This window comes from Curtobacterium sp. MCLR17_055 (genome assembly GCF_003234305.1).
GTDB lineage: Bacteria > Actinomycetota > Actinomycetes > Actinomycetales > Microbacteriaceae > Curtobacterium > Curtobacterium flaccumfaciens.
Genome location: NZ_QKSX01000011.1, coordinates 60,152 through 84,466, shown reverse-complemented (window position 1 = coordinate 84,466; position 24,315 = coordinate 60,152). Strand labels below are relative to the sequence as shown.

The following is a 24,315-nucleotide window of genomic DNA, read 5'->3' as shown; positions in this document are numbered from 1 at the left end:
GGGTAGGGTGATCGGGTGCGAATCCTCGTCCTCGGTTCCGGTGCCCGCGAGCACGCGATCATCACGGCCCTCCTCGCTGAGCATGCGGGTCACGTCATCACGGCAGCGCCCGGCAACGCCGGCATCGCCGCCGACGTCGAGACCGTCTCCCTCGACCCCACCAACGGTGCGCTCGTCGCCGAGTACGCCATCGAGAACGACGTCGAGCTCGTCGTCGTGGGCCCAGAGGCCCCGCTCATCGCCGGCGTGGCCGACCCGGTGCGCACCCGCGGCATCCCGGTGTTCGGGCCGGGCAAGGCCGCCGCGCAGCTCGAGGGCTCGAAGGCGTTCGCCAAGCGGATCATGGGCGAGGCCGGTGTGCCCACGGGGCGTCCGGTCTACGCGGGCACGGCGGACGAAGCCGTCGCCGCGATCGACGAGCTCGGCGCCCCGTACGTGGTCAAGGCCGACGGGCTCGCCGCCGGCAAGGGCGTGCTCGTGACCGACGACCGCCAGGCCGCGATCGACCACGCCACCTACTGGCTCCAGCACGGACACGTCGTGGTCGAGGAGTTCCTCGACGGCGAAGAGGTCTCGTTGTTCTTCCTGAGCGACGGGCACGACGTCCGCGCGCTCAGCCCGGCACAGGACTACAAGCGCCTGGCCGACGGCGACCTCGGACCGAACACGGGCGGCATGGGCGCGTACTCGCCGCTGCCGTGGCTCGCCGACCGCTGGCCGTCCGAGCAGGCCTTCGTCGACGAGGTCACCGAGCTCGTCGCGCTGCCGACCGTCCGTCGTCTCGAGCACGAGGGCACGCCGTTCGTCGGACTCCTGTACTGCGGCCTCATCGTCACCGAGCAGGGCGTCCGCGTGATCGAGTTCAACGCGCGCTTCGGTGACCCGGAGACGCAGGTCGTGCTCCCCCGCCTGGCCACCCCGCTCAGCGAACTCCTGCTGGCTGCCGCCACCGGGCAGCTCGGTGCCGTGCCCGCACCCGTGTTCCGCGACGAGGTCGCCGTGACCGTCGTCCTGGCGAGCGAGGGCTACCCGGAGAACCCGCAGACCGGCCGACCGATCACCGGCATCGACGACGCGAACGCCCGCGACGGCGTCTCGGTCGCGCACGCCGCCACCGGCGTCCTCGACGACACGCTCGTCGCCACGGGCGGCCGGGTGCTCAGCGTCGTCGCGACCGGGTCGGACTTCGCCCAGGCCCGTGAGCGTGCCTACGCCGGGCTCGGCGACATCACGCTCGAGGGCGCGCAGTTCCGCACCGACATCGCCGCGAAGGTCGCGAAGTGACCGCCCCCGCGCCGATCGCCGGCTGGCGGCACGTCTCGTCCGGCAAGGTCCGCGAGCTCTACGTGCCCGAGGGCACCGCCGACCTGGCGAGTGCGTCCGAGCTGCTGCTCGTCGCCTCGGACCGGGTCAGCGCGTACGACTTCGCGCTCGAGCCGCCGATCCCGGGCAAGGGCGAGCTGCTGACCCGCCTGTCGCGGTTCTGGTTCACCCAGCTGAGCGACGTCCCGAACCACATCATCGGCCCGTCCTCCGGTGGCACCCCGGTGCCCGCCGAGGTCGAGGCACGGTCGATGCACGTCATGCCGCTCACGATGTTCCCCGTCGAGTGCGTCGTGCGCGGGTACCTGGTCGGCAGCGGCTGGGCCGAGTACCAGGAGACCGGCAGCGTGTGCGGCGTCGCGCTCCCCGCGGGCCTGTCCAACGGTGACCGCCTGCCGGAACCGATCTACACGCCGGCGTACAAGGCGGCCCAGGGCGAGCACGACGAGAACATCTCGTACGAGCGGACCGTCGACCTGGTCGGTGCCGAGACCGCGGCCACCCTGCGCGAGCTCTCGCTGCACGTCTACACCGAGGCCGCGGCCATCGCCCTCGAGCGGGACGTCGTCATCGCGGACACGAAGTTCGAGTTCGGGCAGGACGCCACCGGCCGGATCCGCATCGCCGACGAGGTCCTGACGAGCGACTCCAGCCGCTACTGGGACGCCCGCTCCGCCGACCGCACCGACTCGTTCGACAAACAGATCGTGCGGGACTGGCTCAGCGCGCACTGGGATCGCCAGGGAACTCCGCCGGTGCTCCCGGCCGAGATCGTCGAGCGCACGGCTGCGCGCTACGCCGAGCTGATCGAGCGCCTCGGCGCCTGACGCCGCGCCCGGCCGGCCGGCACGTGGTGTGGCGTGGCGTGGCCCGGACGGTCACGACACCCCGCTCAGGTCCGGCGAACGGTCACGAACCGTCGCCCGAGGCCCCGCCAACCGACAGTTCGCGACCACTCGGCGCCCCGCCCACGACACGTCACGACCACTCGACCGGCGACGACTCGCCGCGCGACCGCCGACGAACCAGCCGACAGTTCTAGACCGGTCAGGCCTCGAACGCGCCGAGTGCGTCGCGCGCCACGACGACGACGGTCAGGTCGTCGCCCGGGTCGTTCTCGGCGACACGTGCGCGCACCCGCTGCAGGAACGTCTCGACGTCCGGGGACTCCCGGTACAGCGACCCCAGCTCGGACAGCGACGCGAGCGTGGAGTCCCAGAGCTCGAGCGCGCCGTCCGTCACGACGATGAGCACGTCACCCGGCCGGAGCACGAGCGACCCGGCGGCGCGGGGCATCCCGGCGGGGTGCAGCCCGATCGGCAGGTCCGACGACCGCAGGATCCGCTCGGCACCGTCGTCACGGAGCTGCAGCACGAGCCCGTGGCCGGCGTCGGCGAAGTCGAGGCGCCCGGTGGACGGGGTCAGCCGGCCGTGGAACATCGTCGCGAAGGACTCGGCACGGCTGAGCTCGGGGGCGACCTGCGCCTCGAGTTCGGCGACGGCGGTGCCCGGGTCCTGGTCGCCGCGGGCGAGCAGGCCTCCGCGGATGTTCGCGGCGAGGAGCCCGGCGGACATCCCCTTGCCCATGACGTCCGACACGGTCAGGTGGATCGAGTCCTCGCCGGAGCGGTGCCAGTCGTGGAAGTCACCGGAGACGAGCCCGTGCGGGATCGACATCCCCGTGATCCGGTACCCGGGAACCTGCACCTCGGTCGGCTGCAGGCCGTTGAGCACGGTGCGCAGGCGGTCCTCGTCGGCTCCGGCGAGCAGTTCGCGCTCCGCCCAGACGCCGAGTTCCTGCAGCAGTTCGAGCTCGTCGGTGTCGAGGGTGCGCGGCTCGGGGTCGATCAGGCAGAGGGTGCCGATCTTCAGGTCGTCGTCGCCGGCACGGAGCCCGACCCCGGCGTAGAACCGGACGTTCGGGTCACCGAGCACCATCGGCAGGTCCGCGTACCGGGCGTCCTCGCGGGCATCCGGGACGACCACGGGCCCCTGCTCGCCCAGGGTCCGTCCGCAGAAGGTGTCCTGCAGCGGGATGACCGGCCCGAAGGCGTCGTCGCTCTGCTGCGACTTGATCGTCAGCGTGGTCTCGCCGGCCAGGTTGAGGAACGAGCCGGAGACCCCGAGGGCCTCGCGCGCGATGCGGGTGATCCGTTCGAACCGTTCCTCGACGCCACCGTCGACCACGTCGAGCGCCGCGATCAGGGCCGCTCGCCGGACGGCATCGGCCCCGGTCGGCGCGGGCACGGACATCGCGGTTTCCGGCTGCATGCTCCCACGGTAACGCGCTGAACGGACAGGGCCTGGCCCCAGTCCGGAGGGCGCAAGTGGTCGGGCGCGGCGGCGTACCCTGGTCGTCGTGCTCCGAGTCGTCCCCGCAACCGTCCTCGGCGTGGCCGCGCTCCTGGCCCTCGCCGGCTGTGGCGCCCACGACTCCACCGGCCAGGTGTCGGTCACGGTGTCGTCGAACGCCGCGGACCACCCGTACGAGGTCAAGGTGTTCGCCTCGACCGGCAAGCTCTCCGAGCACCAGCGGGTGTTCCCGGGCGGCACGGCCGACTTCGCGGGCGTTCCCCTCGGCAAGGTCACGGTCCGCGCCGGCGACCTCTGCCCACAGACGACCAAGGTGTCCGACGGCACGGTCGCGACGGTGACCCTCACCACGACCGGCTGCTGACACCACCCGCCACCCCGACCGGCTGCTGACCCCGCCCACCACCCCGACCGGCCGCTGACCCCGTCACCCTGACGACGGACTGCCGACCCCCTCCGCGACCAGGTGCTCGACACGCGGCTCGCCCGCGACCTCGCGCACCGCCTGCAGGGTCCGCGCGTCGTCCCCGGTCTGCCGGACCTCGTGCTGGTCGACGTGCTCCTGCCACGACCCCACCCGGAACGCCTCCACCCAGGCGTCCGGCCCGGTCGCGGCGTCCCGGTAGAGGTTCCAGTCACGGGCACCGGTCCGCCGACGACTCCGCCCGAGCCGTTCGGCGCGCGCCCGGAACTCGTCGACCGCGTCCGCCGGGACCGTCCAGTGCAGCAGCACGAGGGTCTCCCCCGTCGCCGCGCCGTGGTCGTCCGCCACGAACACCTCGTCCCCGAACGGCATCGGCGTCACGGCGCGCTGCCGGTCGGTGAGCACCGGAAACCCGGACACGAGCAGCACTGCGGCGCTGAGCGCGGTAAGGACGCCGGCCCCGGCGAGCACGCCCGTCACCCCGAGCGGCGTGGCGACCGCGCCGGCGAGCGCCGCACCGATCGCGGTGCAGCCGAACAGCACGAGCTGGTACGCGGCGAGCCCGCGGGTCCGGACCCAGGCGGGCAGGAACGCCTGCACGGTGCCGTTCAGGGTCGTCACCACGGCGATCCAGGCCACCCCGCCGACCAGCAGCGCGACGAGCACGACCGCCAGCACGGGGACGAGCGCGATGACGGTGGTGCAGACGCCGAACACCACCGAGGCGATGCCGACCGTGCGGCCGATGCCGAGCCGCGCACGGACCGCCGGCATCAGGAACGCCCCGCCGACGGACCCGATGCCGACGGCGGCGAGCAGGAGTCCGTACCCGCCGGAGGACAGGCCGAGCGAGCCGTCGGCGACGAGCGGCAGGAGTGCCCACAGCGCGTTCGCGGGCACCATGAAGACGGCGAGCTGCACGAGCAGCCGGCGGACGACCGCCGCGTGCAGGACGTACCGCAGCCCGGCGCGGGTGGCGTCGATGAACGGTTCGGCCCGCGTCTCGGGGCGCTGGTAGCCGCGCCAGGCGACGAGCACCACCAGGAAGAGCGCGAACGACAGCGCGTTGGCGGCGAACACGAACGGCACGCCGAGCTGCGCGATCACCACCCCGGCGAGCGCCGGTCCGATCGCCCGGGCGACGTTGACGCCGACGGAGCTGAGCGCCGCGGCGTCGGTGATCGCGGCGCGCGGCACGATCTCGGGCACGAGCGCCTGGTACGCGGGCAGCTGGAGCGCCGAGGCGGTCCCGAGCAGGAACGTGACGGTGAGCAGGAGCGCCGGGGTCATGTCGCCGGTCGCGGTGAGCACGGTCATCACGACGCCGACGACCACCTGGAACGCCTGCACCCCGATGAGCAGCCGCCGCCGGTCGACGAACTCGCCGATCACCCCGGCGGGGATCCCGACGAGCAGCACCGGCAGGCTCGACGCGGTCTGCACGAGGGCGACGACGACGGGTGCGGCGTGCTCGTCGACGAGCAGCCACTGCGCGCCGACGGTCTGCATCCAGCTGCCGATGTTGCTCACCAGCACCGCGATCCACAGGGCGCGGAAGACCGGGATCGCGAGCGGCGCCAGGGCGCCGCCGCGGGGTGCTGGGGTGGTGCGTTCCGTGGTCACGTCGCCTCCTGGGGTGGAACGGGGACATCCTGGAGGCGCGGTGCGCGTCGGGCGCACGCCGCGCCTCCAGGGATGGTCGGGTCAGGCGGCCGCGGCGTCGGTCGCGCTGGTCGCGGCGACGGCGCGCTCGATGACGTCGGCGACGTCCTTCGGGTGGGTCTGCATGACGAGGTGCGGGGCGGCGAGCTCGGTCACGTCGGTGATGCCGGCGCGGGTGTAGCCGAAGCGCTCGACCTCGGGGTTGATGGTGTGGTCGTCGGACGAGACGATCGCCCACGCGGGGGTGGTCTTCCACGCGGCGGCGGAGGCCGGTTCACCGAAGGCGGCGCCGGACAGCGGGCGCTGCGAGACCGCCAGGACCTCGGCGACGCGCGGGTCGACCCCGGCGGCGAAGACCTGCGGGAACGCGTCGATCGCGACGGAGACGTCGGTACCGTCCTCGGCGCCGGCGACCGGGTACGGCGTGTACACCAGGTTCGCGGCGAGGTCGGAGTCGGGGAACCCACCCTGCAGCTGCCCGAGGCTCTCGCCGACCTCGAGCACGTAGCCGGAGACGTAGACGAGTCCGACGACGTTCTCGGCCTCGCCGGCGACGGTGATCACGGCGCCACCGTACGAGTGCCCGGCGAGGACGACCGGCCCGTCGACGTGCTCGGCGACGGCGCGGATCGAGGCGGCGTCCTCGGCGAGGCTGCGGTTGTAGACCGGCGGGACGAGGACGGTGTGGCCGCGGTCGAGCAGCTCGCGGGTGACGGGTGCCCAGCTGGCGGAGTCGGCGAACGCGCCGTGGACGAGGACGATGGTGTGTGCAGCCATGTGCGGGTCTCCTTCGTGACGAACGTCTGGGGTGGTGCGGGGACCGGGGGGGTCCCGGCGTCGTCACGCTAGGGCTGGGGGTGCTGCGTCGTCGTGTCCCTGTCGTTGCCCGTCACCCCCGACGACAGCCCGTGCCGGCGGCCCCGGGTGCGGCGCACGGTGCTCTCCGACGGTCGGACACACCGTGCCGGGGTCCCCCTGCGGGGCGGAGGCTCCGCGACGGGGTCCCCGCCGGGGCCCCCTTCTCCCCCCTGCTCCACGGCCCGGCCGGTTAGCGTGATCGCATGGAACACGAGGACGGCACGACGACGACGTCGGCCCAGGACTTCGTGGACGCGCTCGCCGAACCGGTCGTGGTCTTCGACCGCCACCTGGACGTCGTGGCGGCGAACCGGCTCGCCGGTGCCCTGTCCGCGTCCCTCACCGTCGGCACGAACCTGGCGCGGTTCACCTTCCTGAACCCCTGGGTCGAGGACTCGGTGGACGGCTGGGAGGCCGAGGCGCACCGCACCGCCGCGATGCTCCGGGACTCGCTGGACGAACACGACGCCGACGACCGGTTCCAGGAGCTCCTGGGCGAGCTGATGGCCCGGAGTACGACGTTCGCGACCGAGTGGGCCGGCGGAGCGGTCCGGCCGACCCGCCGCGGGGAGTCGGCGTTCGAGAACCCGCTGGTGGGCCGGATCGACCTGCGGTGGGAGCAGCTGCGTCGCCTGGAGGACCCCGAGCACGTGCTCGTGGTGTGGACGGCGGCGGACGACGAGTCCGCCGCACGGCTCACGACGCTCCGGGGACTGCTCGACGAGGGCGCGACGACCGCCTGACCGGCGAGCGCGGCCACCACGGCAACCGCGGCGAGCGCGGCGACCGCGGCGACCGCGGCGACCGCGGCGACCGCCTGGCTAGCCCACCGCGGTCTCGCCCGCGACCGGTTCCCGGCGCGCGGTGCCCTGCTGCACCTGCGCGGCGAGGTACGCGACGGCCGCGGCTGCGGGGGTGCCGGGGTCGGCCCAGAAGGTGACGAGCACGTGCGAGCTGCCCGGGATCGCGAGGTTCTGCCAGCGGAACTCGACCCAGCCGATCGGGTCGATCCAGTGCCGCGAGACCCCGGTGCGCTGCACGGCGACGTCGTGCCGGGCCCAGATGCGGGCGAAGTCCGGGTCCTGCAGGGTCAGCGTGCCGACGATCTCCTGCAGCCGGGGATCCTCGGGTTCGGCGTGCAGCCGGAGTGCGGCGACGACCCGGTGCGCGGTGCGGTCCCATTCGGCCGCGTGCTGCCGGGACGCCTCGGAGAACATCTGCAGGACGAGGTTCGCGCCCGGCTCCATGTAGCCGGGGCCGAGGGCGCTCGCCAGGGCGTTGGACAGGATGATGTCCTGGTTGCGGTCCATCACGAACGCCGGGGTGTGCGACCACTGCGCCAGGAGCGACCGGACCGAGTCGTCGAGCCCCGGCGGCACGACCCCCTCGGGGCGGCGGCGTTCGGCGTGTGCGAGGCGGCGCAGGTAGTCGACCGCCTCGTGGTCGAGCCGCAGTGCCCGGCCGAGCGCCACGAGCACCTGGTCGGACGGCTGGTGGTCACGGCCGCGTTCGAGCCGCAGGTAGTACTCGGGGCTGATGCCCGCGAGCCGCGCGACCTCTTCGCGGCGCAGGCCGTCCACTCGTCGTCCGGGCTCGCGGGTGAGGCCGACGTCCTCGGGCTGGACGAGTGCCCGACGGGCGCGGAGGTACTGCCCCAGTTCGGACCGTCGCGCATCCACGCGAGCAGGATAGCCGGAATCCGCAAAGAACGCGAGAACTACCGTTCTCCGGGTGTGCCGCTCCGCGCGATGGTCTCGTGCGGCTGCTCCCCGAACCGTTCCCGGTAGTGCGCCGCGAACCGCCCGAGGTGGGTGAACCGCCACCGCCGCGCGACCTGGCTGACGAGCAGCGCGCGGGAACCCGGCCGCCCCAGCTCCAGGTGCACCCGGTCGAGCCGGACCTCGCGCAGGTACTGCATGGGGGTGACGCCGAGACGACGGCGGAACAGGTCCTGCAGCCCGCGCTCGCTCAGGTCGCAGGCCGCTGCGACGTCCGCCACCGTCAGCGTCCGGTCGGCGTGGTCGTGCACGAAGCCGATCGCCCGCCGCATCCGGTCCGCGACGTCCGCTCGCGACCGGGCGAAGGTCGACAGGACGACGGTCGCGATCCGCCGGTTCAGGGCCGCACGGTCGTCGGCGGGCAGGCCGGGGTCGAGGATGCGCCCGGAGGCCTCGCGCAGCAGTGCCCGCAGCGGCTCGAGTGCGGGATCGGCCGCGTCCGGCTGCCCGAACACCGAGGACTCCCCCGTGTCGCCGAGCAGCGACGGTGACAGGTGCAGCAGCGTCGTGGCGGTCGCGTCGGTCTCGAACCCGTACGCGACGGACGCCGAGAGCATCATCGGCCGCTCGGCGCCGACCTCCCAGTGCTCACCGTCGTCGGCGGTCAGGCTGGCCCGGCCGTCGGCGAGCCAGAACACGACGTGGTCGGGGCGCGGACCGATCGTCCCCGACCGCTTGCCCGGTGTCGCGATCCGGTGGATCGACAGATCGTCGTCCCCGCCGGTCTCGTAGCCGAAGCCCTCGTCGTCCGCGGTCACGGCGTCGGGACCCGGTCCCACTCGTCGCCGTACCGGGACAGCACCGACCACCGCGAGACGGGCCACGTGGTCACGAAGGCGCGCCCCACGACGTCGTCGACCGGCACGGTGCCGTGCACGCGCGAGTCGGCGGAGTCGTAGCGGTTGTCGCCCATCACCCAGATGCGCCCCTTCGGCACGGTGATCTCGAAGTCCTTCCCGGCGACACGGTCCGACCCGCGTTCGAGCACGACGTAGGGCTCGTCCACCGCGTGCCCGTTCACCGACAGGCGACCCCGGGCGTCGCAGCACGACACCGTGTCACCCGGCAGGCCGATGACCCGCTTGATCAGGTCGTCGCCCTGGCCCATGCCGAGCCAGCCGCCCGGGTCCTGGAACACCACGACGTCACCGCGCTGCAGTGGGACGACCCCGGGCACGAGCTCGTTGACGAGCACCCGGTCCCCGACGAGCAGCGTGTTCTGCATCGAGGCCGAGGGGATGTAGAAGGAACGGACCAGGTACGCCTTCACCAGGAAGGACGCCAACAGCGCCACGACGACGATGATGACGAGGTCGCGCAGGAACCGCAGACCGCCGCGCTTCGGCTCGCTCTCGGGCGCGGGTTCGGCGTGCGCGTCGGCGTGCGTGTCGCTCAATGCGTCAACACCACCTTGACGAGGCCGATCACGAACGCCACCGCGGCCAGCACGATGCCGCCCCACAACCCGAGGAACGTGGGCTGCTTCCCGCTGAACCGCTGCATGAACACGCCCACCAGCCCGATGCGCACGACCAGGATCACCGTCGCCGCGACCTGTGCCCACTCCGCCGGCAGCCACCCGATCCAGGCAGCCGCGTAGAGGACCGCCGGGATCATGCCGGAGGTCGCGATCGGGTTGGCGTTCCGGACGATCGTCGCGACCGAGTCGCGGCGCGCAGCGCGGTCCGCAGCGGACTCCTCGCCGTCGTCGCCGAGCCCGTGCGCGACCAGGTGCGCGAGCACGTGCGCCAGGTAGGTCAGCACCGCGGTCGCCAGGACGGTCGCCACCGCGGCACCGTGGTGGATCTGCTCCGGGTTCACCGCGATCGCGACGGCGAGCACCGTGATGTTGCCGTAGATGTACGACGACATCCGGTCGCGGACGTGCTCGAGCGGCAGGTCGCGGGGGTCCGGGCGACCGCCGCGGGGTCCGCGCCCCGGTCGCGAGGGCCGTCGTGTGCGTGGCATCCGTCCATCTTGGCCCCCGCGGTCGGCCGTCCGCCGACAGGACACCGGGTGCGATGGTCACACGGGTGGCCGGTTCCGGCAGACTGGGTGCCGATCGGTGCGACGGAGCGCCGGACAGGAGGCACGCATGACGTCCGCACGACCCCTCGCCCTGGTGACCGGGGTGGGCCGCAGAGCCGGCATCGGCGCAGCGCTCGCCACCCGGCTGGCGACCGACGGCTGGGACCTCGCCATCTCGTGGTGGGGGCCCTACGACGACCGCGTGAGCGGCGGGGCGGACCCGGACGGGGTCGAGTCGGTGGTGCAGGAGTGCGAGGCGGCGGGAGCACGGGTGACGCGCCTCCCGGTCGACCTGGAGGACCCGGAGCAGGCGGCCGCGCTCGTCGGCCGCGCCGAGGCGGAAGCCGGCGCCCCGGTCACCGCCCTCGTCATGTCGCACTGCGAGTCCGTCGACTCCGACTTCCGCACCACCACGGTCGAGTCGTGGGACCGCCACTTCGCCGTGAACGCCCGCGCACCGTTCCTGCTCGTGCAGGCCTACGCGGCCGGGCTCGAGCGCGCGGGTGAGGCCGCACCGCGCGACCGCCGCCGGCTCGTCGCGCTGACGAGCGACCACATCGCGTACAACCTGCCGTACGGGGCGTCGAAGGGCGCGCTCGACCGGATCGTGTTCGGCGCTGCGAAGGAGCTCGGGAGCCTCGGCGTCAGCGCCAACGTGGTGAACCCGGGCCCGAACGACACCGGCTGGATGTCCGACGAGGTCAAGGGGTGGGCCGTCGAGGGCGCCCCACTCGGCCGGCTCGGACGCCCGTCGGACACCGCCGCGCTCGTCGGGTTCCTCTGCTCGGAGCAGGGCGCCTGGGTGAACGGGCAGCTGCTGAAGTCGGACGGCGGGATCTCGAACAGCGCCTGACGCACCGATCTGGTTGACGCGTCATCGCATTGGTTGACGCGTCAACTAATTCGGCGCACACTGTGTGCATGCAAACGCACGAACTGCTCGCCGCCGACACCGGGATGGGCGCCGTCACGCTCCGCGTCGCCGACCTCGACGCGATGATCCGGTACTACCGCGACGGCGTGCGGCTGTCGCTGCTCTCCCACGACGGCGGCGTCGCCGTGCTGGGTCGCGGCAGCACGCCGATCGTGATCCTCGAGCACGCGCCCGCGATGCAGCACGCCGGCCCACGCGAGGCCGGACTGTTCCACACGGCGATCCTGTTCGACACCCGTGCCGACCTGGCCGCCGCGCTGTACTCGGTCGCCACGCAGTACCCGGCGTCCTTCACCGGCAGCGCCGACCACCTGGTGAGCAACGCGTTCTACTTCACCGACCCCGAGGGCAACGGCGTCGAGCTGTACTGGGACCGCGACCGCACCGAGTGGTCGTGGACGCACGGCATGGTCGACATGGACACGAAGTACGTCGACCCGAACGCGTTCCTGCAGTCCCACCTGACGCAGGACGCCCTGGACACCGCCGCGGCACGCCCGGGCAGGGTCGGCCACGTGCACCTGTCCGTCGGCGACGTCGACGCCGCGCGCTCCTTCTACGTGGACACTCTCGGCTTCGAGACCACCGCCGGCTTCGGCGATGCCCTGTTCGTCAGCGCCGGCGGGTACCACCACCACATGGCCATGAACACGTGGAACTCCCGCGGCGCCGGGCGTCGACAGCTCGCACTGGGCCTGGGGCTCGTGCGCATCGAGGTCCCCGCGGCCGACGACCTCGGCGCCCTGACCGAACGCATGCGGCACGGCGGCGTCGAGCTCGCCGACGACGGCCGGACAGTCGCGTTCGACGACCCCTGGGCGAACCGCATCGAGGTGACCGCGCCCGGTCGCGGCTGACACGTCGCGGCGCTTCGCGCTGGGCGACACCCCACGCGTGCCCGGACCCGCGAGGTGTCGCCCAGCGCGAAACCTCCCCACACCGGCCGCCGGACCGGCAGGATGGACCCGTGACTGACGACATCCGGTGGGAGGTGGTCGAGGAGAGCACGCTGTCGCTCCCCGACCACGAAGCGATCGCAGCGCTGCTCGGGCAGGCCTTCCCCGACTGGTCGCACTGGTACGTGGGCGGCCGGAGCTGGTCCGGCATGCAGCCGGAACGCCGGGTGCTCGCGCACGACGCCGACGGGGTCGTCCTGGCCCACGTCGGCATCCGCCGCATGTACATCTCCGTCGGCGGCGAAGACGTCCTGGTCGGCGACACCGGCCTGGTCGCCGTGTCGCCCCGGCTGCAGGGCACCGGCGTCGGCCGCGAGCTGATGACCCGGACCGCGGCGGTCCTCGAGGGGCTCCGCGTCCCCTTCGGGTTCCTCGGGGCCGGCGAGGACCGCATCCCCTTCTACGCGAAGCTCGGCTGGCACGAGTTCCCCGAGGCCGTCGGCACCTTCTCGGCGTTCACCGCCGAGGGCGCGGGCGTCAGCAACACCGAGCAGGGCGGCTGGATGGCGCTGCCGGTGGCAGCGCAGCTCGAGGACTGGCCCGCTGGCCCGATCTGGCTGAACGGCCAGCAGGTCTGAGCACGAGGACTGGGCACACCCCCGACGCGCCGGCCCGATCTGGCTGAACGGCCAGCAGGTCTAGACGCAACGACCAACGGACGGGAGGCCCGGTACCAGCTGGTACCGGGCCTCCCGTCCGTCAGGTCGTCAAGTGGGGCTTACGCCTCGACCGCGACCTTCTCCGGGTCCTCGTTGGAGCCCGGCGCGCTCGGCGCGACCGCGGCGCGCACGCGCGCACCCAGGTCGGCGTCGACGTTCGCCCAGTAGGCGAACACGCGCTCACGCAGGTCGTCGCGCGTCACCTTCGAGACGTGGCCGGCGATGTTGCCGACCAGGCGCTCACGGGCGGCGTCGTCCAGGACCTCGCGGACGAGCGTGCCGGCCTGGCCGAAGTCGTCGTCCTCCGGGTGCAGGGTCGCGGCGGAACGCTGCAGCGCACCGTCGGACTCCCAGCCCGGGGCGTCGTCGGTCGCGTTCGGGTCGGCGTGCGCACCGCCGAGCGAGTTCGGCGCGTACACCGGCACCTCGGACTTCTGGAAGTCGAAGCGCATGCCGCCGTCCTTCGAGTACGAGTGGACCTCGTTCTTCGGGGCGTTCACCGGCAGCTGGGCGTGGTTCGTGCCGACGCGGTACCGGTGTGCGTCCGCGTAGCTGAAGATGCGCGCGAGGAGCATCTTGTCGGGGCTCGCCGCGATGCCGGGCACGAAGTTCGAGGGGGCGAAGGTCGCCTGCTCGATCTGCGCGAAGTAGTTCTCCGGGTTGCGGTTGAGCTCCATCGTGCCGACCTCGATGAGCGGGTAGTCCGCGTGCGGCCACACCTTCGTCAGGTCGAACGGGTTGAAGCGGTAGGTCGCGGCGTCCTCGTAGGGCATGACCTGCACCTTGAGGGTCCAGCGCGGGAAGTCCTGACGCTCGATCGCGGCGTGCAGGTCACGGATGTGGAAGTCCGCGTCCTCACCGGCGATGCGGTCGGCGTCCTCCTGCGTCAGGGTCTTGTGGCCCTGCTCGGTGATGAAGTGGTACTTCACCCAGAAGCGCTCGCCCTCGGCGTTGATCCACTGGTAGGTGTGCGACCCGAAGCCGTCCATCTCGCGCCAGCTCGCCGGCAGGCCGCGGTCGCCCATCAGCCACGTGACCTGGTGCGCCGACTCGGGCGACAGGGTCCAGAAGTCCCACTGCATGTCGTGGTCACGCAGGTGCGAACCCGGCAGGCGCTTCTGCGAGCGGATGAAGTCGGGGAACTTGATGCCGTCGCGGATGAAGAACACCGGGGTGTTGTTGCCGACGAGGTCGTAGTTGCCCTCTTCGGTGTAGAACTTCAGCGCGAAGCCGCGGGGGTCGCGCCAGGTGTCCGGGGAGCCCTGCTCGCCAGCGACGGAGGAGAAGCGGGCCAGCATCTCGGTCTGCTTGCCCGGCTGCAGGAACGCGGCACGGGTGAAGCGGGAGACGTCCTGCGTGACGGTGAAGGTACCGAAGGCGCCGCCGCCCTTGGCGTGCACGACCCGCTCCGGGACGCGCTCGCGGTTGAACTGGGCGAGCTTCTCGACCAGGTAGTGGTCGTGCAGCGCGAGGGGGCCGTCGGCCCCGACGCCCATCGAGTGCTCGTCGCTCGAGACGGGTGCGCCGCTGTTGGTCGTGGTGGTCGGGGTGCCGGTCGGCGTGTTCTGGTCGGACACGGTTCCTCCTGGAGGTGGGACGTTGGTTCGGTCAGGGGTGCTCGGGTGGTTCGGGGTCCGGCGCGTCGTGCGGCCGGTGCGGTGGGCGGTCGCCGTCAGGCGGGCGTGGGGGCGCCGGGGGCCTGCGCGTTCACGCCGGGCGCGTCTGGGTGATCGCGCTCTGCGTCGTCGTGTTCCGCGTCGTGGCGCTCTGCCGCTGCGCAGCGTTCGCAGATGCCCCAGTAGGTGACCTCGGCGGTGGTGACCGCGAAGCCGTGGGTCTCGGACGGGGTCAGGCAGGGCGAGTGGCCGACCGCACAGTCGACGTCCTCGATCGCGCCGCACAGGGTGCAGACGATGTGGTGGTGGTTGTCACCGGTGCGGCGCTCGTACCGCGCGGGGCTGCCGGCCGGTTCGATGCGGCGGACGAGCCCGACGCCGGTCAGGGCGTTCAGCACGCCGTAGACGGCCTGGTGACTGGTGGTCGGCAGCTCCACGGCGAGCGCGGTGACGATGTCGTCCGCGGTGGCGTGCGGCATCGAGTCGGTCGCTCGGAGCACCGCGAGTCGCGGGGTCGTGACCCGGAGCCCCGAGGAACGGAGCAGATCGGCGTCGGCGTCCATGCTGAGCCTTTCTTTTGCAGGAATCAAGACAACGCGTTCACTGTACACGAGCTTCTGCTGCCGACCAGCGAGGACCCACATGCCGCCACCGGAATACGAAGTGTCACGATCCGGTCGCGATCAGCTGGGACGACACTGGACCGACCGTTCCGCACGCTAACGTCCGGACATGTCCACGAGCCAGGGTCTGCCTGAACAGGCGAACAGCACCGCGGACGTCCGGGGGATCATCGCGAAGCGGGACCTGGTCGTCGACCTCATCCGGACGGCCTGCGTCGTCCTCGTCGTCATCGTGCACATCTCGATGGTCGGCGTCGCCGCCGATGACCAGGGGGTGCGGGTCACGAGCCCGCTGCAGGAACTCCCCTGGTACGTCGCCGCCACCTGGGTCGGACAGGTGATGCCGCTGTTCTTCGTGGTCGGCGGGTTCGCGAGTGCCGTCGGCTGGCGCAGCACCGTCGCCCGTGGTGCGCCGAGCCCCGCCCGCGACTACCTGGCCACCCGCCTGGTGCGGCTGTTCCGGCCCGCGGTGCCGCTGTTCGTGTTCCTCGCGCTCGGGCTCGGGGTCGCGACGGCCGCGGGCACGCCGCCGGAGCTGCTGGCCGAGGTCGCGTTCGGCATCGGTTCGCCGCTCTGGTTCCTGGCGGCCTACGGCATCACCCAGTGCTGCGTCCCCGTGATGATGCGCCTGCACGAGCGAGCACCGTGGGCCACCCTCGCCGTGCTGCTCGTGCTCGCCGGGGCGGTCGACGCCGTCCGCCTGGCCACCGGGGTCGCCGAGGTCGGCCTGCTCAACCTCGGGCCGGTGTGGCTCTTCGCGCAGCAGCTCGGGTTCCTGTGGGCCGACGGCTGGTTCGCTCGCCGGTCGAAGGTGCTCCTGCTGGCCATCGCCGTCGCCGCGTACGCCGTGCTCGTGCCGATGACCTCGGTCGGGCTCTGGGCACCCGACATGCTGCAGGACCTCAACCCGCCGATGCTCCCGCTGGCGTTCCTGGCGATCGCGCAGGCCTGCCTGGTCCAGCTCGTGCACGCGCCGCTCACCCGGCTGATGCGCACCCGTGCCGCGCTCGGTGCCGTGTTCGTGCTCGGCCGCGACGGCATGACGATCTACCTGTGGCACCTGCCGCTGTTCATCGCACTGAACGGCATCGCCCTGCTCGTCGGGGTGCCGTTCCCGGCACCGGGCTCCGGTCCGTGGTGGGCGTCGCGCATCGTCGCACTCGTGGTGGTGCTCGCCGTCGCGATCGGGGTGGCCAGGGCGCTGCGCTGGTTCGACCGGCCGCTCCCACGGCTGCTGCCGTCGGCCGACCGTCCGTCGTGGCCGGTCGTCGCGTTCGCCGCGCTCTGCACGATCGGCCCGGCGTTCCTCGTGATGCAGCTGCACCTGTCGTTCGGCGTCGCGCTCGTCGGTGCCGTGGCCGTGCCGGTGGGCGTCTGGCTGCTGTCGCGGACCGTCCCGGCACGCGGGGTCGCCCGGATCTGAACCGGTTCTCACCGTCGCGGGGCCACGACGGACCCCCGCCGGACGTCGGGCGGACGGAGGATGGTTCCGGCGGCGCGAAGGACGAGTCCGCCTGATCCCCAGGAGGCTCCCCACGCCGTCGACACCCGAGTTCTGGAGCACCTGGCGGTTCGACCCCCTGGCGGCGGTGCTCCTCGTCGTCGCCGCGCTCGCCTACGGCCGCTGGGTCGTCGGCGCGGCTCGACGGGGTGCCCGCTGGCCGTGGTGGCGCACGCTCGCCTTCGCCACGGCGCTCGTGCTGTTCGGCGTCCTGCAGTTCGGCATCGTCGGTGTCGACGACGAGCGGTTGCGCTGGGCGTTCGTCCTGCGGGCCGCCCTGCTGTTCTTCGCGGTCCCCACCTTCGCCGCGCTCGGTGCGCCCGTCGCACTGCTCCGGATCGGAGGCCCGGCTCGCCTCGCGCAGGTCGCCGACGCGGTCATGGGGTCACGTCCGGTGCGGCTGCTCGGCAACGCGATCGTCGCCCCGCTGGTCGCGCTCGCGCTGTTCGCCGTCCTGCTCACCCCGTTCTCGGCGGTGATCCGGGAGTCCCCCGCCTGGGCCGCCGTCATCACCGTGACCGTGCCGGCACTCGGGTTCGGCCTGCTCGCGCCGCTGTCCGAGGTCGGCGTGCTCGTCTCGTCGACGTTCGCCACGGCCGAGTTCCTGCTCGCGTTCGTCGAGCTCGTCGTCGACGCGGTGCCCGGCATCGTGCTGCGGATCACGAACCACGTGCTCGACGGATCGCTCGTGCCGGTGGTCGGGCGGGCCTGGTACCCGTCGCCCCTGCAGGACCAGCACCTGGCGGGCGACCTACTGTGGTTCATCGCCGAGGTGGCGGACATCCCCGTGCTCGTCGCCCTGTTCATCCGGTGGCAGCGGACCGACCGCCGCGAGGCCCGGGACGTCGACGCCCTGACCGACGAACAGATGGACGAACTCACCCGAGCGCACCTGCAGCGCCGCAGTTGACGGGCGGGGGTGAGTCCCCGACACGAGTGAGCAGAAGAAGTCGAGTACCCGGAGGTGACTCGACTTCTTCTGCTCACTCGTTGGGCGCCGAAGCGCTCGTGCCCTACTTCGACGGGGCCCCCGCGGGCTCGGCGTCGGGCTGCGTGGTGACCGAGCCGGTCTGCTGCCACGCGACGGTCTGCTTCGGCTTCGCCAGGAACAGTGCGGCGACGATGGCCACGATCAGCACGATCGCCGGCAGGTAGAGCGACTCACCCATGGCCTTCGAGAACGGCTCGAGCAGGAAGCCCGGCAGCGCGCCGACCTGCTGCTCCGCGCCACCGGCCGAGGCCCCACCGGACGACGCCGGGAAGTTCGCGGTGATCCGGGCCTCCATCAGAGCGGCGATGCCGGCGGAGCCGAGCACCGCACCGATCTGGCGGGTGGTGTTGTAGACGCCCGAGCCGGCACCGGCCAGCTTCGGCGGCAGGTTGCGCGTCGCCGAGACGGACAGCGGTCCCCACATGCAGGCGTTGGCGAGACCGAGGAGGGCGCTCGGCAGGAGCACCCAGCCCCACTCGGCACCGCTCGACAGCAGGGCGCCGAACCAGAACAGGCCGACCGAGAAGCAGGCGAGCCCGAACGAGGCGACCCAGCGCGGGTTCCAGCGGTTCAGGTTCTTGCCGACGATCGGCGCGAGCGCGGCGGACAGCACGGCCTGCGGCACGAGGAGCAGTGCGGCCTGGGTCGGCGAGAAGCGCAGGACGTCCTGTGCCCACAGCATGATCGGCAGCGCGAACGAGGCGATCGCGACACCGACGGCCGTGATGGCGACGTTGGCCAGCGTGAAGTTGCGGTCCTTGAACAGGCCGAGCGGCAGCAGCGGCTCACCCTTCTGCACGCCCTGCCAGACGACGAAGCCGGCGAGCACCACGAGGCCGACGATGATGAGCGACCACACCGAGATCGGGCCGGCGATGACGCCCCAGTCGTAGGTCTCGCCCTCTTGGATGCCGAAGACGAGCAGGAACAGGCCCGCTGCCGACAGGAAGATGCCGAGGTAGTCGAAGCGGTGTCCGTGCCGCTCGAACGACGGCACGAAGCGCTGCGCGAGCACGAACGCCACGACACCGACGGGGACGTTCACGAAGAAGATCCACTCCCAGCCGAAGCCGTCGACCAGCAGGCCGCCGACGATCGGGCCGACGAGCGACGCGACACCGGCGACGGCACCCCAGAGGCCCATGGCTGCGCCGCGGTTCTGCGGCGGGAAGATGCGCGTGATGACCGACATGGTCTGCGGGCTCATCATCGCGGCGCCGAGGCCCTGCACGACGCGGGCGACGATCAGCACCTCGATCGAGCCGGCCAGGCCGCACCACAGGCTGGCGAGCGTGAAGACCACGAGGCCGATCTGGTACATGACCTTCGGGCCGAAGCGGTCACCGAGCCGGCCGGTGATGAGCAGCGGCACGGCGTAGGCGAGCAGGTAGGCGCTCGTCACCCAGATCACGGAGTTGATGTCCGCGTCGAGCTTCTGGGCGATGGTGGGGGTGGCGACCGACACGATGGTCGAGTCGACGAGGATCATGAAGAACCCGACGACGAGTGCCCACAGGGCAGGCCACGGCTTCTTCTCGGTCGTCCGCGGAGGCGTGACGGTGGTCATCGAGTGGTTTCCTTGCTGTTCGTGGTGGTGTCTGCGGACGCGACGGAGGCGTCCCAGGAGATGTGGCCGGCGGCGATCCGGTCGGCCGTGGCGGCGAGCCACTCGATCTGCGTCGTGAGCATGGCACGCACGTACGACACGTCGAGCCAGTACCGCTCGGGCAGGTCCTTCGCACGGACGACCCCGAGGATCTCGTCCGCCTCGTCGCGCTGGGCCCGGAGTGCGACGGCCCGCGCCCGGAGTGCGGACTCGGCCTCGTCGACCGACAGGTTCTCGATCTCGGCGACGGCCAGGTGGAAGACGGGGTACTCCTCGGCCGGTTCGGCGATCAGCCGGACGAGCCCGTCGTGCAGGGCCGTCCACCCCTCGTCCGTGATGGCGTAGGTGGTGCGTTCCGGACGGTTGCCCGCCCGGTCGGTCCCCACGATCTCGGCGAGGCCGAGCTCCACCAGGCGGCCGACCTGGTGGTACAGGGTGCCGGGCCGGACCTTGACGTTCCGACCGTCCCGTCGGTGCGTCATCGTCTGGAACATCTCGTAGGGATGCGTCGGCCCCTCGGCCAGGAGCCCGAGCGCGGCGAACGCGAGTGGCGTGAGCGACGGCACACGTGCCTCCAGTCCGCTTGTTCGTTGTTGACTATTCGAAGTGGAATATACGCGTTGGAACAGACATGAACAACCGCACAGCAAGGGCCGGTCTGGAGGCCCGTGGCCGTCCCGGCGTGTCGCGCGCGCCCCGTAGACTGGTCGCGTCCCCCCACCCCTGAAGTGCTGGAGAGAACACGTGCCAACGATCGTCGTCGAGGTCATGCCCAAGGCAGAGATCCTCGACCCCCAGGGGAAGGCCGTGGGCAACGCCCTGGCCCGCCTCGGCAAGGCCGACCTGACCAACGTCCGCATCGGCAAGCGCTTCGAGGTGACCGTCGACGGCCCCGTCGACGACGCCAAGCTCGCCGAGGTCCGCGACATCGCAGCCGACGTCTTCTCGAACGCGGTCATCGAGGACGTCGTGTCCGTGACGGTCGAAGGCCAGTGACCCGGATGCGCATCGGCGTCATCACGTTCCCCGGCTCGCTCGACGACCGCGACGCCCAGCGCGCCGTCCGTCTCGCCGGTGCCGACCCCGTCGCCCTCTGGCACGGCGACCACGACCTGCAGGGCGTCGACGCCATCGTGCTGCCCGGTGGGTTCTCGTACGGCGACTACCTGCGTGCCGGCGCGATCGCCGCGAAGGCCCCGATCATGGCCGAGGTCATCGACGCCGCCGGCAAGGGCATGCCCGTGCTCGGCATCTGCAACGGGTTCCAGATGCTGGCCGAGGCCCGTCTGGTCCCCGGAGCGCACACCCGCAACGCGCACCAGCAGTTCATCCGCCGCGACCAGAAGCTCCGCGTCGAGACCACCGCGACCGCCTGGACCTCCGGCTTCAGCGCTCAGCAGGAGATCACCATCCCGCTGAAGAACGCCGACGGCCGCTTCGTCGCGGACGCCGACACCATCAAGCGCATCGAGGACAACGGCCAGGTCGTGTTCCGCTACGTCGGCGTGAACCCGAACGGCTCCATCGACGACATCGCCGGCGTCTCGAACGAGCGCGGCAACGTCGTCGGCCTGATGCCGCACCCCGAGCACGCGACCGAGGCCGGCTTCGGCCCGGACACCCCCGCTGCGATGGCCTCGGGCACCGACGGCCTGACCTTCTTCACCTCCGTGATCGAGCACGCGCTCGTCAAGTGACAGGGAACAACGACACCGTGACGACACCCGTTCGCCCGAAGCCCGACACCGTGCAGGACGCGGCAGCCACCCCCGACAAGGAGCAGCCGTACGACGCGCTGGGCCTGAAGCCGGATGAGTACGCCCGCATCAAGGAGATCCTCGGCCGCCGCCCCACGTCGGGCGAGCTGGCGATGTACTCGGTGATGTGGAGCGAGCACTGCTCCTACAAGTCCTCGAAGAACTACCTCCGTCAGTTCGGCAAGAAGGTCACGCCGGAGATGACGAAGAACCTGATGGTCGGCATGGGCGAGAACGCCGGTGTCGTCGACGTCGGCAACGGCTGGGCGGTGACCTTCAAGGTCGAGTCGCACAACCACCCGTCCTACGTCGAGCCGTACCAGGGCGCGGCCACCGGTGTCGGCGGCATCGTCCGCGACATCATCTCGATGGGCGCCCGCCCCGTCGCCGTGATGGACCAGCTCCGCTTCGGCGCGATCGACCACGAGGACACCGCACGCGTCGTGCACGGCGTCGTCGGTGGCATCTCGTTCTACGGCAACTGCCTCGGCCTGCCGAACATCGGCGGCGAGACCTACTTCGACCCGGTGTACCAGGGCAACCCGCTGGTCAACGCGCTCGCGGTCGGCGTCCTGCGCCACGAGGACCTGCACCTGGCGAACGCCTCCGGTGCCGGCAACAAGGTCGTCCTGTTCGGTGCCCGCACCGGTGGCGACGGCATCGGCGGCGCGTCGATCCTGGCGTCCGACACCTTCACCGAGGGCGGGCCGACCAAGCGTCCGGCCGTGCAGGTCGGCGACCCCTTCGCCGAGAAGGTCCTGATCGAGTGCTGCCTCGAGCTGTTCCAGAAGGACCTGGTCGAGGGCATCCAGGACCTCGGCGCCGCGGGCATCTCCTGCGCCACCTCGGAGCTCGCGAGCAACGGTGACGGCGGCATGCACATCTCGCTCGACGACGTCCTGCTCCGCGACCCGACGCTCACCGCCGAAGAGATCCTGATGTCGGAGAGCCAGGAGCGCATGATGGCGGTCGTCCGCCCCGACAAGCTCGACGAGTTCCTGGCCGTCGTCGGCAAGTGGGAGGTCGAGACCAGCGTGCTGGGCGAGGTCACCGGCACCGGCCGACTCGTCATCGACTGGCAGGGCCAGGAGATCGTGAACGTCGACCCGCGCACGGTCGCCGTCGACGGCCCGGTCTACGACCGCCCGGTCGCCTACCCGACCTGGATCGACGCGCTGCAGGCCGACACCGCTGCCTCGCTCGACCGACCGGCCGACGGCCCCGCGCTGAAGGCACAGTTCCTCAGCCTGCTCGGTTCGCCGAACCTGGCGTCGAAGAACTGGGTCACGAACCAGTACGACACCTACGTGCTCGGCAACACCGCACTGTCCTTCCCCGACGACGGCGGCATGATCCGCGTCGACGAGGAAACGGGCCTCGGTGTCGCCATCGCCACCGACGCGAACGGCCGCTACTGCCAGCTCGACCCGAAGCAGGGTGCCCGTCTGGCGCTGGCCGAGGCCTACCGCAACGTCGCCGTCACCGGTGCCGTCCCCGCCGCCGTCACCGACTGCCTGAACTTCGGCTCCCCCGAGAACCCCGAGGTCATGTGGCAGTTCTCCGAGGCGGTCGAGGGTCTGGCCGACGGCTGCATGGAGCTCGGCATCCCGGTCACCGGCGGCAACGTTTCGTTCTACAACCAGACCGGCTCGACCCCCATCCACCCGACGCCCGTCGTCGGCGTGCTCGGCATCATCGACGACGTCGCCAAGCGCGTGCCGTCCGGGTGGCAGGACGACGGCCACAACATCTACCTGCTCGGCACCACGAGCCTCGAGCTCGACGGCTCCGCGTGGGCCGGCACCGTGCACGGGCACCTGGGCGGGCGTCCGCCGGCGGTCGACCTCGAGCGCGAGAAGGCCCTCGCCGAGCTGCTGTACGCGGCGTCCGGCGAGCAGCTGCTCACCAGCGCGCACGACCTGGCGGACGGTGGCCTGGGCCAGTCGCTCGCCGAGTCGGTGCTCCGCTTCGGCATCGGCGCTCGCGTGGTCCTCGACGAGCTCGAGACCCGCGACGGCATCGACACCGCGACGGCGCTGTTCTCCGAGTCGACCGGTCGCGTCATCGTGACCGTCCGCCGCGAGGACGACGTGCGGTTCCAGGGCATGTGCGACGGCCGGGGCTTCCCGGTGCTGCGCATCGGCGTGACCGACGCGACGTCGAGCACGCTCGAGGTCCAGGGCGCGTTCGAGGCCACGGTCGACGAGCTGCGCGGCACCCACGCCGCGACGCTGCCGGCCCGCTTCGGCGACGTGATCGTCGAGGACGTCACCGAGGGGTACGTCGGCCGCGGGCCGCTCGACTCCGACGGTGCCTTCTCGCCGCGCACCGACGCCTAGGCCCGGATCGCGGATGCCGATCGTCACCCTGCCCTTCGCCGAGCTCGTCGACCGGTTCGGCCCCGTGCCCGACGGCATCGAGCTGGACGTCTGGGACGTCGAGTCGCCGTACGGTCGCCCGGACGACGTCGCGATCACGTTCCTGCCGTTCTACTTCGAGGGGCGGCACCGCTGGCAGTTCGTGCACGACCTGCCCGAGCTCCAGCTGCTGCAGCTGCCGAGCGCCGGGTACGAGCACGCCGTCCCGCACGTGCCCGGTCACGCGCAGCTGGCGAACGGTCGTGGCATCCACGACGACGAGACCGCCGAGCTCGCGGTCGGCCTCGCGCTGACGTCACTCCGTGAGATCTCGGCGTTCCAGGTCGACCGTGCCAACGGCGTCTGGGACGCCCGCGAGACCCGATCGCTCGCCGACCGCCGGGTGACCGTCGTCGGCTACGGGGCGATCGGGTCCGCGATCGCCACCCGGTTCGAGGCGTTCCGCACCGAGGTGACCGTGGTCGCCCGGACCGCTCGCGAGCAGGACGGCCGGCACGTGCACGCGTTCGGCGAGCTGCCCGAGCTGGCTCCGACGACCGACGTCCTCGTGCTCATCGCGCCGCTCACCGCCGAGACCGAACGCCTGGTCGACGCGGAGCTGCTCGCGGCACTGCCGGACGGTGCCCTCGTGGTGAACGTGGCGCGCGGCAAGGTCGTCGACACCGACGCCCTGGTCGCCGAACTGCGGTCGGAGCGGCTGTTCGCGGCCCTCGACGTCACCGACCCGGAGCCCCTGCCCGCCGGACACCCGCTCTGGACGACGCCGAACACCGTGCTCACCCCGCACGTCGGCGGCAACACCGACCTGAGCGTGCCGCGGTCGATCGAGCTGATGCGCAAGCAGGTCGCCGCACTGGCCGAGGGCCGCCCGTTCGAGAACCTGATCGAGTTCTAGCGCGCTGCGGCTC

At 71.9% G+C, this 24,315-nt stretch carries 24 protein-coding genes; 13 read left to right on the top strand and 11 right to left on the bottom strand.

The features are described from left to right. The first annotated feature begins 15 nt into the window (after positions 1 to 15). On the top strand, positions 16 to 1,284 hold the full coding sequence (gene purD / locus DEJ09_RS11215; RefSeq protein WP_110864321.1) for a phosphoribosylamine--glycine ligase: 1,269 nt from the start codon (positions 16 to 18) through the stop codon (positions 1,282 to 1,284). Then, positions 1,281 to 2,150: a phosphoribosylaminoimidazolesuccinocarboxamide synthase gene (locus DEJ09_RS11210; RefSeq protein ID WP_111088680.1), complete on the top strand. Its 870-nt coding sequence runs from the start codon at positions 1,281 to 1,283 to the stop codon at positions 2,148 to 2,150. The genes purD and DEJ09_RS11210 overlap by 4 nt, the downstream gene beginning before the upstream one ends. Before the next feature lie 220 nt (positions 2,151 to 2,370). Here the strand turns inward: DEJ09_RS11210 and DEJ09_RS11205 are convergent, their stop codons facing one another. Then, a complete protein-coding gene (locus DEJ09_RS11205) occupies positions 2,371 to 3,594 on the bottom strand; it encodes a PP2C family protein-serine/threonine phosphatase (RefSeq protein WP_111088678.1) in 1,224 nt (407 codons plus the stop codon). Positions 3,595 to 3,682: 88 nt separating this feature from the next. Between DEJ09_RS11205 and DEJ09_RS11200 the strand changes: the two genes are divergently transcribed. Further along, a complete protein-coding gene (locus tag DEJ09_RS11200) occupies positions 3,683 to 4,000 on the top strand; it encodes a hypothetical protein (protein ID WP_071405843.1) in 318 nt (105 codons plus the stop codon). Between the two features lie 63 nt (positions 4,001 to 4,063). Here the strand turns inward: DEJ09_RS11200 and DEJ09_RS11195 are convergent, their stop codons facing one another. Continuing rightward, positions 4,064 to 5,683: an MFS transporter gene (locus DEJ09_RS11195; protein ID WP_181433344.1), complete on the bottom strand. Its 1,620-nt coding sequence runs from the start codon at positions 5,681 to 5,683 to the stop codon at positions 4,064 to 4,066. Between the two features lie 81 nt (positions 5,684 to 5,764). Beyond that, positions 5,765 to 6,499, bottom strand: a complete 735-nt coding sequence (locus tag DEJ09_RS11190) for an alpha/beta fold hydrolase (protein WP_111088674.1) — start codon at positions 6,497 to 6,499, stop codon at positions 5,765 to 5,767. A 284-nt stretch (positions 6,500 to 6,783) separates the two neighbouring features. On the opposite strand from DEJ09_RS11190, the gene DEJ09_RS11185 reads away from it, so the two are divergent. Further along, complete coding sequence (locus tag DEJ09_RS11185; protein ID WP_111029819.1) at positions 6,784 to 7,323, top strand: hypothetical protein; 540 nt, start codon at positions 6,784 to 6,786, stop codon at positions 7,321 to 7,323. Between the two features lie 78 nt (positions 7,324 to 7,401). Here the strand turns inward: DEJ09_RS11185 and DEJ09_RS11180 are convergent, their stop codons facing one another. The 4 genes from DEJ09_RS11180 to DEJ09_RS11165 are packed head-to-tail and all read right to left on the bottom strand — an operon-like array spanning position 7,402 to position 10,326. Then, positions 7,402 to 8,259 carry a helix-turn-helix domain-containing protein gene (locus tag DEJ09_RS11180; protein ID WP_111024233.1) on the bottom strand — a complete coding sequence of 286 codons (858 nt, stop codon included), beginning with the start codon at positions 8,257 to 8,259 and terminating at the stop codon, positions 7,402 to 7,404. Between the two features lie 38 nt (positions 8,260 to 8,297). Continuing rightward, positions 8,298 to 9,116: a helix-turn-helix transcriptional regulator gene (locus tag DEJ09_RS11175; protein WP_146245713.1), complete on the bottom strand. Its 819-nt coding sequence runs from the start codon at positions 9,114 to 9,116 to the stop codon at positions 8,298 to 8,300. Next, complete coding sequence (gene lepB, locus DEJ09_RS11170) at positions 9,113 to 9,754, bottom strand: signal peptidase I (RefSeq protein WP_111088670.1); 642 nt, start codon at positions 9,752 to 9,754, stop codon at positions 9,113 to 9,115. The genes DEJ09_RS11175 and lepB overlap by 4 nt, the downstream gene beginning before the upstream one ends. Beyond that, positions 9,751 to 10,326: a hypothetical protein gene (locus tag DEJ09_RS11165; RefSeq protein ID WP_139179293.1), complete on the bottom strand. Its 576-nt coding sequence runs from the start codon at positions 10,324 to 10,326 to the stop codon at positions 9,751 to 9,753. Before DEJ09_RS11165 ends, lepB begins: the two co-directional genes overlap by 4 nt. 127 nt (positions 10,327 to 10,453) lie before the next feature. Between DEJ09_RS11165 and DEJ09_RS11160 the strand changes: the two genes are divergently transcribed. From DEJ09_RS11160 to DEJ09_RS18155, 3 genes are all read left to right on the top strand, one after another. Continuing rightward, on the top strand, positions 10,454 to 11,239 hold the full coding sequence (locus tag DEJ09_RS11160; RefSeq protein WP_111088668.1) for an SDR family oxidoreductase: 786 nt from the start codon (positions 10,454 to 10,456) through the stop codon (positions 11,237 to 11,239). A 68-nt stretch (positions 11,240 to 11,307) separates the two neighbouring features. Beyond that, positions 11,308 to 12,177 carry a VOC family protein gene (locus DEJ09_RS11155; RefSeq protein WP_111088666.1) on the top strand — a complete coding sequence of 290 codons (870 nt, stop codon included), beginning with the start codon at positions 11,308 to 11,310 and terminating at the stop codon, positions 12,175 to 12,177. Between the two features lie 110 nt (positions 12,178 to 12,287). Then, positions 12,288 to 12,854 (top strand): GNAT family N-acetyltransferase, encoded by a 567-nt coding sequence (locus DEJ09_RS18155; RefSeq protein ID WP_071405850.1) that lies wholly within the window; start codon positions 12,288 to 12,290, stop codon positions 12,852 to 12,854. Positions 12,855 to 12,994: 140 nt separating this feature from the next. Here DEJ09_RS18155 and DEJ09_RS11145 read toward each other — a convergent pair whose 3' ends face one another. Both DEJ09_RS11145 and DEJ09_RS11140 read right to left on the bottom strand, forming a co-directional pair. Then, entirely contained in the window at positions 12,995 to 14,512 is a 1,518-nt protein-coding gene (locus DEJ09_RS11145) for a catalase (protein ID WP_111088664.1), read from the bottom strand. Between the two features lie 95 nt (positions 14,513 to 14,607). Further along, complete coding sequence (locus DEJ09_RS11140; protein WP_258373873.1) at positions 14,608 to 15,114, bottom strand: Fur family transcriptional regulator; 507 nt, start codon at positions 15,112 to 15,114, stop codon at positions 14,608 to 14,610. Positions 15,115 to 15,283: 169 nt separating this feature from the next. On the opposite strand from DEJ09_RS11140, the gene DEJ09_RS11135 reads away from it, so the two are divergent. Both DEJ09_RS11135 and DEJ09_RS11130 read left to right on the top strand, forming a co-directional pair. Next, a complete protein-coding gene (locus DEJ09_RS11135) occupies positions 15,284 to 16,597 on the top strand; it encodes an acyltransferase (protein WP_111088662.1) in 1,314 nt (437 codons plus the stop codon). A gap of 166 nt (positions 16,598 to 16,763) precedes the next feature. Further along, positions 16,764 to 17,585: a cytochrome c oxidase assembly protein gene (locus DEJ09_RS11130; RefSeq protein ID WP_111088660.1), complete on the top strand. Its 822-nt coding sequence runs from the start codon at positions 16,764 to 16,766 to the stop codon at positions 17,583 to 17,585. Positions 17,586 to 17,688: 103 nt separating this feature from the next. Here the strand turns inward: DEJ09_RS11130 and DEJ09_RS11125 are convergent, their stop codons facing one another. Both DEJ09_RS11125 and DEJ09_RS11120 read right to left on the bottom strand, forming a co-directional pair. Next, positions 17,689 to 19,233, bottom strand: coding sequence for a DHA2 family efflux MFS transporter permease subunit (locus DEJ09_RS11125; RefSeq protein ID WP_111029803.1), 1,545 nt, complete (start codon positions 19,231 to 19,233; stop codon positions 17,689 to 17,691). Then, complete coding sequence (locus tag DEJ09_RS11120; RefSeq protein ID WP_181433343.1) at positions 19,230 to 19,838, bottom strand: PadR family transcriptional regulator; 609 nt, start codon at positions 19,836 to 19,838, stop codon at positions 19,230 to 19,232. Before DEJ09_RS11120 ends, DEJ09_RS11125 begins: the two co-directional genes overlap by 4 nt. A 178-nt stretch (positions 19,839 to 20,016) precedes the next feature. Here DEJ09_RS11120 and purS point away from each other — a divergent pair, with 178 nt between their 5' ends. Genes purS through DEJ09_RS11100 form a run of 4 tightly spaced genes read left to right on the top strand, consistent with a single transcriptional unit; the run spans position 20,017 to position 24,302 of the window. After that, positions 20,017 to 20,268, top strand: a complete 252-nt coding sequence (purS, locus tag DEJ09_RS11115) for a phosphoribosylformylglycinamidine synthase subunit PurS (protein ID WP_017886272.1) — start codon at positions 20,017 to 20,019, stop codon at positions 20,266 to 20,268. A 5-nt stretch (positions 20,269 to 20,273) separates the two neighbouring features. Continuing rightward, positions 20,274 to 20,969 (top strand): phosphoribosylformylglycinamidine synthase subunit PurQ, encoded by a 696-nt coding sequence (gene purQ / locus DEJ09_RS11110; RefSeq protein WP_027465024.1) that lies wholly within the window; start codon positions 20,274 to 20,276, stop codon positions 20,967 to 20,969. Positions 20,970 to 20,986: 17 nt separating this feature from the next. Further along, a complete protein-coding gene (purL, locus tag DEJ09_RS11105) occupies positions 20,987 to 23,368 on the top strand; it encodes a phosphoribosylformylglycinamidine synthase subunit PurL (protein ID WP_258373872.1) in 2,382 nt (793 codons plus the stop codon). 13 nt (positions 23,369 to 23,381) lie between these two features. After that, complete coding sequence (locus tag DEJ09_RS11100; protein ID WP_111033674.1) at positions 23,382 to 24,302, top strand: 2-hydroxyacid dehydrogenase; 921 nt, start codon at positions 23,382 to 23,384, stop codon at positions 24,300 to 24,302. Positions 24,303 to 24,315 lie beyond the last annotated feature (13 nt).